General features: G+C 33.9%; 13 protein-coding genes. 11 read left to right on the top strand and 2 right to left on the bottom strand.

Features of this window, described 5'->3' with window-relative positions; genetic code table 11:
- Positions 1–49 precede the first annotated feature (49 nt).
- The 7 genes from ACW5R3_RS12755 to rlmN all read left to right on the top strand — a co-directional run bounded on the left by ACW5R3_RS12755 (position 50) and on the right by rlmN (position 6,482).
- Positions 50–1,132 (top strand): chorismate mutase, encoded by a 1,083-nt coding sequence (locus ACW5R3_RS12755; RefSeq protein WP_456577401.1) that lies wholly within the window; start codon positions 50–52, stop codon positions 1,130–1,132.
- A gap of 61 nt (positions 1,133–1,193) precedes the next feature.
- Positions 1,194–2,144: a ribosome small subunit-dependent GTPase A gene (gene rsgA / locus ACW5R3_RS12750; protein WP_456577400.1), complete on the top strand. Its 951-nt coding sequence runs from the start codon at positions 1,194–1,196 to the stop codon at positions 2,142–2,144.
- A 42-nt stretch (positions 2,145–2,186) separates the two neighbouring features.
- Positions 2,187–2,639, top strand: coding sequence for a D-aminoacyl-tRNA deacylase (gene dtd / locus ACW5R3_RS12745; RefSeq protein WP_456577399.1), 453 nt, complete (start codon positions 2,187–2,189; stop codon positions 2,637–2,639).
- Entirely contained in the window at positions 2,639–2,965 is a 327-nt protein-coding gene (locus tag ACW5R3_RS12740; protein ID WP_456577398.1) for a nucleotide pyrophosphohydrolase, read from the top strand. Before dtd ends, ACW5R3_RS12740 begins: the two co-directional genes overlap by 1 nt.
- A 31-nt stretch (positions 2,966–2,996) precedes the next feature.
- Complete coding sequence (locus ACW5R3_RS12735; RefSeq protein ID WP_456577397.1) at positions 2,997–4,226, top strand: 3-phosphoshikimate 1-carboxyvinyltransferase; 1,230 nt, start codon at positions 2,997–2,999, stop codon at positions 4,224–4,226.
- Between the two features lie 101 nt (positions 4,227–4,327).
- Entirely contained in the window at positions 4,328–5,377 is a 1,050-nt protein-coding gene (queA, locus tag ACW5R3_RS12730) for a tRNA preQ1(34) S-adenosylmethionine ribosyltransferase-isomerase QueA (RefSeq protein ID WP_456577396.1), read from the top strand.
- A 67-nt stretch (positions 5,378–5,444) separates the two neighbouring features.
- Positions 5,445–6,482, top strand: coding sequence for a 23S rRNA (adenine(2503)-C(2))-methyltransferase RlmN (gene rlmN / locus ACW5R3_RS12725; protein ID WP_456577395.1), 1,038 nt, complete (start codon positions 5,445–5,447; stop codon positions 6,480–6,482).
- A gap of 50 nt (positions 6,483–6,532) precedes the next feature.
- Here the strand turns inward: rlmN and ACW5R3_RS12720 are convergent, their stop codons facing one another.
- On the bottom strand, positions 6,533–7,354 hold the full coding sequence (locus tag ACW5R3_RS12720) for a choice-of-anchor J domain-containing protein (protein WP_456577394.1): 822 nt from the start codon (positions 7,352–7,354) through the stop codon (positions 6,533–6,535).
- A gap of 168 nt (positions 7,355–7,522) precedes the next feature.
- Here ACW5R3_RS12720 and ACW5R3_RS12715 point away from each other — a divergent pair, with 168 nt between their 5' ends.
- The 4 genes from ACW5R3_RS12715 to ACW5R3_RS12700 all read left to right on the top strand — a co-directional run bounded on the left by ACW5R3_RS12715 (position 7,523) and on the right by ACW5R3_RS12700 (position 10,996).
- Positions 7,523–8,500 (top strand): polyprenyl synthetase family protein, encoded by a 978-nt coding sequence (locus ACW5R3_RS12715; protein ID WP_456577393.1) that lies wholly within the window; start codon positions 7,523–7,525, stop codon positions 8,498–8,500.
- A 75-nt stretch (positions 8,501–8,575) separates the two neighbouring features.
- Entirely contained in the window at positions 8,576–9,136 is a 561-nt protein-coding gene (locus tag ACW5R3_RS12710) for an RNA polymerase sigma factor (RefSeq protein WP_456577392.1), read from the top strand.
- Positions 9,123–9,887, top strand: coding sequence for a hypothetical protein (locus tag ACW5R3_RS12705; RefSeq protein ID WP_456577391.1), 765 nt, complete (start codon positions 9,123–9,125; stop codon positions 9,885–9,887). Before ACW5R3_RS12710 ends, ACW5R3_RS12705 begins: the two co-directional genes overlap by 14 nt.
- A gap of 29 nt (positions 9,888–9,916) precedes the next feature.
- A complete protein-coding gene (locus ACW5R3_RS12700; protein ID WP_456577390.1) occupies positions 9,917–10,996 on the top strand; it encodes a hypothetical protein in 1,080 nt (359 codons plus the stop codon).
- A 66-nt stretch (positions 10,997–11,062) separates the two neighbouring features.
- Here ACW5R3_RS12700 and ACW5R3_RS12695 read toward each other — a convergent pair whose 3' ends face one another.
- On the bottom strand, positions 11,063–12,895 hold the full coding sequence (locus ACW5R3_RS12695; protein ID WP_456577389.1) for a Xaa-Pro dipeptidyl-peptidase: 1,833 nt from the start codon (positions 12,893–12,895) through the stop codon (positions 11,063–11,065).
- Positions 12,896–13,093 lie beyond the last annotated feature (198 nt).

The raw sequence follows: 13,093 nt of genomic DNA, 5'->3' as shown, positions 1-13,093 counted from the left end.
TAAAATATTTTATAGGAATTTAATAATCGATTTTGGTAATTTTAAACATATGGAAAATAAAAAGGAGTTAGGAAAATGGTTGCATAACTTTGGGTTAGATCACCCATTGGTTATTGCTGGGCCCTGTAGTGCAGAAACAGAAGAGCAAGTTTTAAAAATAGCACACCAATTAAAGGATACAGATGCTACCGTATTACGTGCTGGAATCTGGAAGCCTAGAACACGACCAGGTAATTTTGAAGGCGTAGGTGCTTTGGGATTAAAATGGTTACAAAAAGCGAAGGAAGAAACAGGAATGCTTATTGCTACCGAGGTGGCTAATGCTAATCATGTAGAGTTAGCATTAAAGCATGATGTAGATGTGCTTTGGATAGGTGCTCGTACAACAGTAAGTCCATTTATAGTCCAGGATATTGCAGATGCGTTAAAAGGTACCGATAAGCCTGTGCTTGTAAAAAATCCTGTAAATCCAGATTTAGCATTATGGTTAGGTGCAGTAGAGCGTTTTTATACAGCAGATATTAAAAACCTAGGTGTTATTCACAGAGGGTTTTCAACTTACGAAAAAACACGTTATAGAAATAATCCAGAATGGCAATTGCCAATCGATTTGCAAAATCGTTTTCCAGATTTACCGCTTATATTAGATCCATCTCATATTGCAGGTCGTCGTGATATTATTTTCGATTTATGTCAAACCGCACTCGATTTAAATTACAACGGTTTAATGGTTGAAACGCATTTCGATCCAGATAACGCTTGGAGTGATGCGGCACAGCAAATTACACCTGCGACTCTTGTTAAATTTATGGACGATTTAAAAATTAGAATGGCGACAGGAGAAGCTACCGAGTTTAAAAATAAAATTAATACCATGCGTACTCAAATTGATGTAATAGATCATCAGTTAATTGATATTTTGGGAAAACGTATGAAAGTGGCCGACGATATTGGGACACTTAAAAAATCCCATAATGTAGCGGTTTTACAAGCTAAACGTTGGAATGAGATTTTAGGGAAAATGATTTTACAAGGAGAAGATAAGAATTTAAGCGAAGAATTTGTTTTACGCGTTTTTAAAGCTGTACATCAAGAGTCTATTAATCATCAAAATAAAATTATCAATTCGTAAATAGTTGTGTTTTTTTAACGATTAGTTTTCCGGTATAAATTAATATCGCATCTTTGTAATAATGACAGGAATAGTATACAAATCTACAGGAAGTTGGTACTCCGTGAAAACGGACTTAGGAACCGTTTATCCATGCCGAATTAAGGGTAAATTCCGAATGAAAGGCATAAAGAGTACCAATCCCATTGCTGTTGGCGATTGTGTTGATTTTGATTTAGATCATGATAATAATGAGGAGCCTGTTGGAGTAATTACCAAAATTCATGACCGTAAAAACTATATTGTTCGTAAATCGGTCAACCTTTCTAAACAAACACATGTTATTGCTGCCAATATCGATCAGGTTTTTCTTTTAGTAACTATCGATAATCCACCAACATTTACAAGCTTTATAGATCGGTTTTTAGTTACAGCTGAAGCTTATTCTATAAAAACTGTTTTGTTGTTCAATAAAATAGATACCTATTCTAATGAAACGCTTGATGAGGTTAGGTATTTAGCTCATGTGTACCGTGAAATAGGGTATGAATGCATTGGTATTTCGGCTACTACCGGAAAAAACATTGATAAGGTGAAATCCTTGATGACTGATAAGGTTAGTATGTTTGCAGGGCATTCGGGTGTAGGAAAATCAACTTTGGTAAATGCTATAGAACCTAATTTAGACCTTAAAACAAAGGCTATTTCAGAACAGCATATGCAAGGTATGCACACCACGACATTTGCTGAAATGTTCGATTTAACTTTCGATGCCAAAATTATCGATACACCAGGTATTAAAGGATTTGGTGTGGTAGATATGGATAAAGAAGAAGTAGGTGATTATTTTCCCGAATTTTTCGCTTTAAAACAAGACTGTAAGTTTAATAATTGCATTCATGTTGAAGAACCGCATTGCGCTGTTAAAAAAGCCTTAGAATCCGATGAAATTGCTATGTCAAGATACCGAAGCTATATGCAGATTTTAGAAGGTGATGATGAGCATTATCGTACTGAAGAGTGGATGAAGTAATTCTCGTAAACTAATAAATTTCAAAACACATCATTATTTAATATGAAAGCAGTTATTCAACGGGTTTCACAAGCTAGTGTAACCATAAATGAACAAAAAGTAGCCGCTATAAACACTGGGTTGTTAGTGTTATTAGGTGTTGTTGATGACGATACTATAGATGATATTTCATGGTTGTCCAAGAAAATAGTGAATATGCGTATTTTCCCTGATGAAAATAACGTTATGAATAATTCTGTTCTGGATAATCAAGCCGATATTATTTTGGTTAGTCAGTTCACCTTATATGCAAGTACCAAAAAAGGCAACCGACCAAGTTATATTAAAGCCGCTAAGCCCGATGTGGCAATTCCTCTTTACAACGCTTTTATTAAACAGCTTGAGAGCGACTTGGGTAAGCGTATTCAGACAGGTGAATTTGGCGCTGATATGAAAGTAGCTTTGGAGAACGATGGCCCTGTAACTATAATTATTGATACTAAAAATAAAGACTAATGGATATTGAAAATGCACAATTAGCCGTAGATAAATGGATTAAAGAACATGGAGTTCGGTATTTTAACGAACTAACTAATATGGCACAGCTAACCGAAGAGGTTGGTGAGGTTGCTCGTATTATTGCTCGTAGATATGGAGAGCAAAGTGAAAAAGAAAGCGATAAAAATAAAGACCTAGGTGAAGAGTTGGCCGATGTTGTCTTTGTGGTTCTCTGTCTTGCTAATCAGACGGGGATTGACTTACAAGCCGCTTTTGATAAGAAACTAGATATTAAAACAAAACGTGACCATGAGCGTCATCAGAATAATCCTAAGTTAAAGTAATTACATTTAAATCGGTATAAACACAACAATTATGAATCTTAAACTGGATAAGTCTGAACTTAAAAAAACGTCAAGGTTAGTAAGAATTACGGGATCCAAGAGTGAATCCAATCGTTTATTATTACTTCAAGCTTTGTATCCTGAAATAGGTATTCATAATCTATCAAATTCAGACGATACGGTTTTTATGGCAAAGGCTTTATCGTTTAATTCAGATACTATTGATGTGCATCATGCGGGGACTGCCATGCGTTTTTTAACAGCCTATTTTTCCACACAGGCTGGAAGGACGGTTACTATAACAGGTTCTCAACGTATGAAAGAGCGCCCTATTAAAATTTTAGTAGATGCTTTAAATCAATTAGGCGCTAAGATTTCATACCTTGAAAATCCAGGGTTTCCACCATTACAAATTACAGGTTGCAAACTTATTGGGAATGAGGTAATTATTGAATCAGGTGTTAGTAGTCAATATATTTCAGCCCTATTGCTTATTGGTTCTAAGTTAGAGAAGGGGCTTCGGCTTACTTTAAAGGGAGAAATGACTTCTATTCCGTATATAAAGATGACACTTCAATTACTCAATCAGATAGGAGTTGAAACTGTTTTTGAAAACAATGTAATTCACGTAAAACCTTTAAAAGAGTTGCAGAAAAAAGAATTAACTGTAGAAAGCGATTGGTCTTCGGCTTCATATTTTTATAGTTTAATAGCTTTAAGTCCAGTTGGTGCAGAGGTTTCCTTAGCAGCTTATAAGTTGGAAAGTTTACAAGGCGATTCTGTATTGTCTGATATATATAAACAGTTTGGAGTTTTAACGAGTTTTCAACAGAACAGTATTACTTTAAAGAAAACAAAACAGATAGAGGCGTCTACCGAAATTCAATTAAATTTAGTTAATGCTCCTGATATAGCGCAAACTATTGCAGTTACTAGTTTTGGATTAGGTATGTCCTGTCATTTAACAGGATTGCATACACTTAAAATAAAAGAAACCGATAGGTTACTAGCTTTGCAAACCGAATTAGAAAAAATGGGTGCTACAATAGATGTCACAGATGCATCCTTAACATTAAAACCTACTGAGGTCATTAAATCGGGTGTAGCCATAAATACCTATAACGATCACCGAATGGCTATGGCTTTTGCGCCACTTGCTTTAAAAACGAGTCTTATTATTAATGATTATGCTGTTGTTTCTAAATCTTATCCCTCATTTTGGAGCGACATAAAAGCCTTGGGAATAGGGGGTTCTAAATAATAAATGCCTAAATACTTGACAACGCCTACTTTCAGGTTGTATATTTGCAACCTTTACAAGTAAATTTATTAACCTTTAAAACATATAAAGCTATCAAAAAAATGAAATTATCGCATTTTAACTTCGAGTTACCCGAGGAGTTATTAGCGGAATATCCTTCTGAGAATAGGGATGAGGCTCGCTTAATGGTATTGAACAGAAAAGAGCAAACCATTGAGCATAAAATGTTCAAAGACATTATCGATTATTTTGATGAAGATGATGTTATGATTTTAAATGACACTAAAGTATTTCCTGCTAGATTATATGGTAATAAGGAGAAAACAGGTGCGCGTATTGAAGTGTTTTTATTACGTGAGCTAAATGAAGAGCAACGTCTTTGGGATGTTTTAGTTGATCCAGCTAGAAAAATCCGAATAGGTAATAAATTATATTTTGGTGATGGTGATTCGTTAGTAGCTGAGGTTATTGATAATACAACCTCTAGAGGTCGTACTTTACGTTTCCTTTACGATGGTTCTTATAGAGATTTTAGAGCTAAATTAAATGAACTTGGTGAAACACCACTTCCTAAGTATATTAAGCGTGAAGTTGAACCAGAAGATGAAGATCGTTACCAAACTATTTTTGCTAAAAATGAAGGAGCTGTAGCGGCGCCAACAGCAGGTTTACACTTTTCTAAACATTTATTAAAGCGTTTAGAAATTAAAGGTGTGAAATTTGCAGAAGTAACATTACATGTTGGTTTAGGAACTTTTAATCCTGTTGAGGTTGAAGATTTATCTAAGCATAAAATGGATAGTGAAGAAATCATTATCAAAAAACCAGCTGTTGATACAATTAATAACGCTATAAAGAACAAAAAACGTGTTTGTGCCGTTGGAACAACAGCGATGCGTTCAGTTGAAAGTTCGGTATCGTCAAGTGGTACTTTAAATGAATTTGATGGTTGGTCTAATAAGTTTATTTTCCCTCCATACGATTTTAGTATTGCCAATTGTATGATTACTAACTTCCATACGCCAAAATCTACGCTTTTAATGATGGCTTCTGCTTTTGCAGGTCATGATTTTGTTAAGAAAGCATACGAAGAGGCTGTGAAAGAAAAATATAAATTTTATAGCTATGGCGATGCCATGCTAATTATATAATAACATGTTTTAAAAGCCTTGTTTATGCAAGGCTTTTTTATTCCTGTTTTTTGCCAGTAAGAGGTATATGAGTGAAAAAAAAGACATCCGAGCATTAACTAAAGAGCAATTACGTGATTTCTTCAAGAATGAAGGCGATAAAGCTTTTCGTGGAAATCAAGTTTATGAATGGCTTTGGAGTAAGTCGGCACATACGTTTTCCGATATGACTAATTTGTCTAAAGAAACACGTGCTATGTTGGAAGCTAATTTTGTTATCAACCACATAGAAGTGGATGATATGCAAAAAAGTAACGACGGTACCATTAAGAATGCTGTTAAACTTCATGATGGATTAATTGTGGAATCGGTTTTAATTCCAACTAAAACAAGAACAACAGCTTGTGTTTCAAGTCAGGTTGGCTGTAGTTTAGATTGTAAGTTTTGCGCAACAGCCCGTTTAAAACGCATGCGAAATTTAAATCCGGATGAAATTTATGATCAAGTTGTAGCTATCGATAATGAAAGCAGATTATATCATAATAGACCCTTAAGTAATATTGTTTTTATGGGTATGGGAGAGCCTCTTATGAACTATAAAAACGTTTTAAAAGCCATTGACAAAATCACTTCTCCTGAAGGTTTAGGGATGTCGCCTAAACGGATTGTTGTTTCAACTTCTGGAGTTCCTAAAATGATTAGGAAAATGGCAGATGAAGAAGTGAAATTTAAATTGGCAGTTTCATTACACTCCGCTATTGATGAGGTTCGAACGTCAATTATGCCTTTTAATGCTACATTTCCTTTAAAAGATCTACGTGAAGCTTTGGAATATTGGTATGCCAAAACAAAAAACAGAATTACTTATGAGTATGTTGTTTGGAAAGATATTAATGATAAGCAGAAAGATGTAGAGGCCTTAATAGACTTCTGTAAGTTTGCACCAAGCAAAGTTAATTTAATAGAGTACAACCCCATAGATGATGGGATTTTTCAACAAGCTCAAGAATCGGCTATTGATATGTATGTTAGGTTGCTTGAAAAAAATAATATAACTGTTACGGTAAGACGATCTAGAGGAAAAGATATTGATGCTGCTTGCGGACAATTAGCAAATAAGAAATAAAAAAGGCGCTTTTTAAAAAGCGCCTTTTTTATGTTTTAAGAAATTATAAATTATTCAATAATAATTTTTTCTCTCTTTTGTGCATTTGTATTAACATCAGTTACTTCAATGATGTAAATACCAGAAGCTAAGTTGCTAACATTAATTTTTTCGGTAGCTAAACGTGTGTTTCCGTTAAGTACAGCTTGACCAGAAATAGTTGAAATACGGTAGTTAGCTTCACTTTTAATGTTTGAAAGTGTTACTACATCGTTAGCAGCAAAAATTTGAATAGCGTTTAAAGCAAATTCATCAGTGCTTAATAATGTACCTGATAAGCTAACATCATCAAAGTTAATCATGAACTGATCAGTAACATCATGATGTCTGAAAGCGATATAAACAGTTGTAGCTCCATTTAATGCAGAAGCATTTAAAGATCTTTCAACTAAATTACCTGCAGCATTAATATCATCTCCTAAATCTTCATTAAAACTTACAGTTATTGCAGGGTTAGAAAAATCAGCAATTGTGTTACCTGTAGAAACATAAACAGTATATACCTCTTCAGAGTATAATGCGTCTTGTCCACCAACAACATAAGTTAATACTAAATCTTCATTGTTTGTAACATCAATAGCAGGAGATATTGCGTAGTTATTAGGTGTTAACGGACCAACTCCTGAATTCCATGATTCAGAAGACATGTAGTTATTTAAACCATCTTGAGCAATACTAGGGTCGTAAGCCATAAAGTTAAAACCATCACCATCTTGGTCAATTATTGTCCAGTCTGAAATGTCTTGATCTTCAAAATCATCAGAAAACAACTGAGCTTGAGCACTGAATGTAAGGGTTAAACAAAAAGCAAATAAAAATGTAATTTTTTTCATAAGTGTTATTTTTTATAATTAGAAGCATAAAGTTACAAATATTTTTATTGCTATGAGAATTTTTAACACAAAGTTACTATTGGTTTAAGGCAGTGTTTCAGACTAAAGTTAGTTTTTCAATGGGTTTTTTAGTAATTTCGTTGCTTCTTAATATAGACTACCATTCTATTGAAAATAGTTGAACAAATAAAGCAACCCGTAGATTTTGAAATGGAACTTTTTGAGCGAAAGTTTCAATTAGCAATGTCTTCAAAAGTGGCACTTCTTAATAGAATAACGCACTATCTTGTAAATAGAAAAGGCAAACAAATGCGACCTATGTTTGTTTTTTTGGTAGCTAAAATGGTTTCTAATGGAGAGGTTAGCGAACGGACCTATCGTGGTGCTTCCGTAATAGAACTTATTCATACCGCTACTTTAGTACATGATGATGTTGTAGATGATAGTAATAGACGTCGTGGTTTTTTCTCTATAAACGCCCTTTGGAAGAATAAAATAGCTGTACTTATTGGTGATTACCTTTTATCTAAAGGTTTGTTGCTTTCTATTGATAATAATGATTTTGATTTATTAAAAATCATATCTATTGCGGTTCGTGAAATGAGTGAAGGGGAGTTGCTTCAAATTGAAAAAGCACGAAAACTTGATATTACAGAACTTGTTTATTATGAAATTATCAGACAAAAAACAGCTACGCTTATTGCTGCTTGTTGTAGTTTAGGTGCTGCTTCTGTAAAACCAGACTCTGAGCATGTAGAACAGATGCGGAAATTTGGAGAATTGATAGGTATGGCTTTTCAAATAAAAGACGATTTGTTTGATTATGGTACCGAAAAAATAGGAAAGCCTACAGGTATTGATATTAAAGAGCAAAAAATGACTTTACCGTTAATTTATGTTCTAAATACAGTTTCCAAAAAAGATAAGAATTGGTTAATCAACTCTATTAAAAATCACAATAAGAACAAAAAACGTGTTAATCAAGTTATCACATTTGTTAAAGATAATGGTGGTTTAGATTATGCCATAACTAAGATGAAAGCGTTTCAAGAAGAGGCATTAGAAATTCTTTATACTTTCCCTAAATCTGATTATCGAGATTCCCTAGAACTTATGGTGAAGTACGTGATACAGCGAAAAAAATAATTTTTTTTTAACGCTAGGCAACCTTTTTTAAAAAATTTGCGTCTTTATAAATAGAGACACATATGATATGCAATTTTGAAGGTTATTCAATTACATAAAACGAATTCTGCCCTAATAAAAAAAGCGGCAAAGAAAAATCGAGAGGCACAACGTTTGCTTTTTGATTTGCATGCACCTAAAATGTTAAGTGTGTGCCGGTATTATGTAAGTGATATTCAAAAAGCTGAAGAGGTTATGCTAAATGGTTTTTTAAAAGCATTTACAAGCTTAAATCAGTTTAAAAACATAGGCAGTTTTGAAGGTTGGTTGCGTAAAATAATGGTTAGAGAAGCCATTTCATTTTTACGACAAGCCAAAAATATCGAGTTTCCTATGGAAACTATAGAATCTTCAATAAGTTATAATGATATTGATAGTAATATAGATGTGGCTCAAATTCAACAACTAATAGATAAACTTCCTGAAGGCTATAAAATGGTGTTTGTTATGTATGCTATAGAGGGGTACAAGCATCAGGAAATTGCTGATATGTTGCAAATTTCTGAAGGTACTTCAAAATCACAATTGTATAAGGCTAGGAAAATGCTTCAGCAGGAACTAAAAGTATTAAATACATCATATTATGGCAGTAAATAATTTTGAGAAACATTTAAAAGACACTTTAGAGAAGCGCCAGATAAAACCTGACGTAAAATCATGGGGACAGCTTTCTGCTGCATTGGATAAAGAAGAAAAAAAACCGACTAAAAAATACATTTGGTATGTAGGTATTGCGGCTAGTATTATTGGGGTGTTATTTTTAATGAACTCTTTTCAGTCTACTCCTGTGTTTGATAATTCTATAAGCCCACAAGTAGTAAATACACCCTCAGAAAGTGATGTGGAAGACGATACTTTTTCAGAAGAAATAAATATTATTTCAGAAGAGGAAACAGAAATAGTAGCTTCTAAAACGGAGATTGTATTACCAAAGAGCATGTTAAAAACGGCAAGCCCTTCTGCAGAAGAATCTGATCCATCGGGTTTCAAAACAAACTTGGCAGTAATTACAGAGAAAGAAAAGTTGCCAAAAGACGTGTTAACTGTTTCTGAAGCATCCAATGAGATATCTGTAGCGGTCTTAGAACGAAATTTGAAAGGGACTAATACAGAAACTGACACCCGACAACTATCTTTAAATATGGAGGTAGAAGCTTTGTTAAAAGAAGCTAAGCAAAAGCTTGTTTTAGAGGCTTCTCAAACAGATAATACTTATTCTAAAAATGCCAATAATTTACTACAAGACGTTGAAATGGACTTAGAAAAATCCTTTCGCGATAAAGTTTTCGAAACGCTTAAAACAAACTTCACCATTGTTAAAACAGCAGTTGCAGATAGAAATAATTAATAATTCATCAATTTTAAAATCAAACAGTTATGCAAACTATTACTAAATTCCTAGCGGGTTTTATTTTAACCTGCTTTGTACACATTAATTATGCTCAAGAAGTAGATAACAGCGAGCAAATAGAGCGACTTCAGGAACAGAAAACTGTTGTTCAGAACGAAGAAAAAAACCAGTTAAAACAAACCGTTGAGTCTGTAAATACACGTTTGGATGCTGGAGATATTTCAAGTGAAGAGGCTTCAATATTAAAAAAAGCAGCTGCCGAAAAGCACGCTTTAAATATTGAAAATAGGTTGGCTATAATTGATAACCGCATTGCTTTATTAGAGCGAAATGAAACAGTTTCACATGATACTGGCCCAAATTTGGATTCAATGATTATTTCAATTGGAAAAGATGAAGAATCTGATGAATACGATATTGGGAGTGTTTATATTGGACCCAGGTCAAAAACTAAACCTGTAGTTTATGATAGACGTACAACCAGTGATTTGGTGTTTGCGATAGGATTTAATAATGCTATAATAGAAGGTCAATCTTTAAACGACTCACCCTATAAAATTGGTGGATCAGGTTTTGTTGAGTTGGGTTGGGCTTGGAAAACACGTGTATTTAAAAACTCTAATGCCTTACGGTTTAAGTATGGTTTGTCTGTACAATGGAATAAATTAGACATAAAGGATAATTTGTATTTCACAGAAGAAAATGATGTTGTTAGTTTAGAAGAGCATCCCTTAAATTTAAATAAATCGAAATTTAGAACAACAAACTTGGTTGTACCATTACACTTTGAATTTGGGCCTTCTAAAAAAATTGAACGTGATAACTACTTTAGGTACTCTACTTATAGAAAATTTAAATTCGGAATAGGTGGTTATGGAGGTATTGTTTTACAATCTCTACAAAAGTTAAAGTATAAAGAAAATGGTCATAAAGAAAAGGATAAGTTTAAAGATTATAATACCAATAACTTTGTTTATGGCTTAAGTAGTTATGTGTCTTGGGGTAATGTAGGTATTTATGCAAAGTATGATTTGTCTACTATTTTTAATGATCAACAAATAGATCAAAACAACATCTCATTAGGTTTACGTTTTGATATGGATTAATCTGTTAGTTTTCTGAATTAGTAATAAAAAAGGCTTCATTAACTGAAGCCTTTTTTTATTTTGAATTTATTTAATGCTTTTCTCAAATGCATCTTTACCGCCTACTATGGGTAGACTTAAACTTGTTTTGTCCAAATCAACAGATAACTCGGTACCTGGTTTTGGAAGAATTGTAAATTGATTATCACTAGAAAAAATCATTAAACCAATTTGCTGTCCTTTAGGAATAACCTGATCGTCTGGTTGTAAATCAAAATTAACGGTATAAAACTTGCCAGGTTCAAGAGGAGAACTTTCTGATATAGATTTATGGTTTTGAGGGTCAGCCCAACCGCGTGTAATAATATTGTCGGTTATTTTGGCCCCTTTTTTTGGATTCCATGGCAGTGATACTAACCAAACAGATAAATTTGCAGCCGGTTTACTGCTAGCTAAGGTTATTGAAATTTTTGGCACACCAGAAATATGTAGGTCCGATGTTAAAATAGGCGAAACATATAGAAGTCGGTTTTCAGAGTTTTTTAATTGTGCTAATTCTTTACCAGCAATAGTAGCATTATCTATAAAGGTTTCTACTCCTTGATTTTTTGTTTTTTTATTTTGTAATACACCCGAGTTTACTCCGCCTTTTGTTAGGTGTAATGTTACAAGCTTAGCAGCAGGATTTGGATAATCATCATAAGGCGTAGGATTAGAAGGCGGATCGTTTTCACGAACAATCCATGCTTTTGTGTCATTTTCTACACCATTATCAATACCATGTAAGTAATGCGTAAACCATCGGTTCATCATAGAAATTGGCGGTGGCCCACCATGTCCAAATTGATGGTAGTAAATCTGTGTTGGTAATCCTTTTTCTTTAGCAGCCTTGTAAATTCGGTAACTGTGCTCTGGCATAACATTCCAGTCATTAAAACCATGAGACATTAAAAGCGCAGCTTTCATTGGTTCCATTTGGTTTAAATAATCACGATTGGCCCAAAAATCATTATAGTCACCTGTCTCACGATCCATTCCGTTCTTTAATTCGGTATCTCTTATTGTTTTATTATTATAGGCGCGTTTAGATTCATCACCACTATGTATAAAATCATAAAGAACATCAATGTCTTCTCCTAAGTACCCACCAGGTGAGCGTACCAATCCATTAGATCTGTAGTAGTGGTAAGAAGATGTGTTTGGTGCAATAGGTATAATAGCTTCAAGACCATCAACACCTGTAGTTGCTGCAGCTAATGGCAAAGTACCATTATAGCTTGTTCCGGTCATGCCTACTTTTCCTGTACTCCAAAATGCTGTAACAGTTTCGTTGCCATAAGGCGTTGTATAGCCACTAGCACGACCATTTAGCCAATCTATAACAGCTTTTGGTGCTAAAGATTCATTAAGGCCGCCAACAGTAGGAGCCCCTTGAGATAATCCTGTTCCAGGAGATGATGAGTGCACAACGATATAGCCACGTGGCACCCAGGTCTTTATTTGAGAATTTGAAATTATTGGACGTTTTCCTCTTCGTTTAACTTCTACGTGCGTACGTGGTTTTTCAGTTTCTCCTAATTCATGATTAACATCCCAAAAAAGACCTTCTACATTGTTAGCTATCCCGGCATAATATGGACTAGTTTCATAAACTATAGGTAATTTTAGCCCTTCAGTATCTGTTTGTTTAGGTCTTGTTACGGCAACATGCATACGGTCTAATTTACCATCGCCATCTGTGTCAAATGTGGTTTCTACCCATAGGTCATGTCTAATCCAATCGTCCTTATTGCTAAAAGCGTCCACAATTTGTGCTTCGCCATTTTCAAAAACAGGAACCGATTTCTCTTGAGCTTTACTTTTGGTAACACTTATCAAAGCAATAAGTCCTAAAGCAAGCAGTTTTAGTTGGTTTTTCATAATAAAATATACATTAGGTTTATAAATGTATTGGTAACGAATTTACTGTTTTTAAGATACTAATCAAATTTGAAAGATTTATAAATTGCAGAAATTGCCCATTTGACCTTCTTGAAAATAATTGACTATTCTTTTAAGTAGGGTTTAAAATTTTGAAGCATTAAAACTATATTTGTACTTCGTTAATATCTAATCCCT

It is taken from the genome of Algorimicrobium bowmanii (genome assembly GCF_054031195.1).
This window is presented reverse-complemented; position numbering and strand designations above follow the sequence as displayed.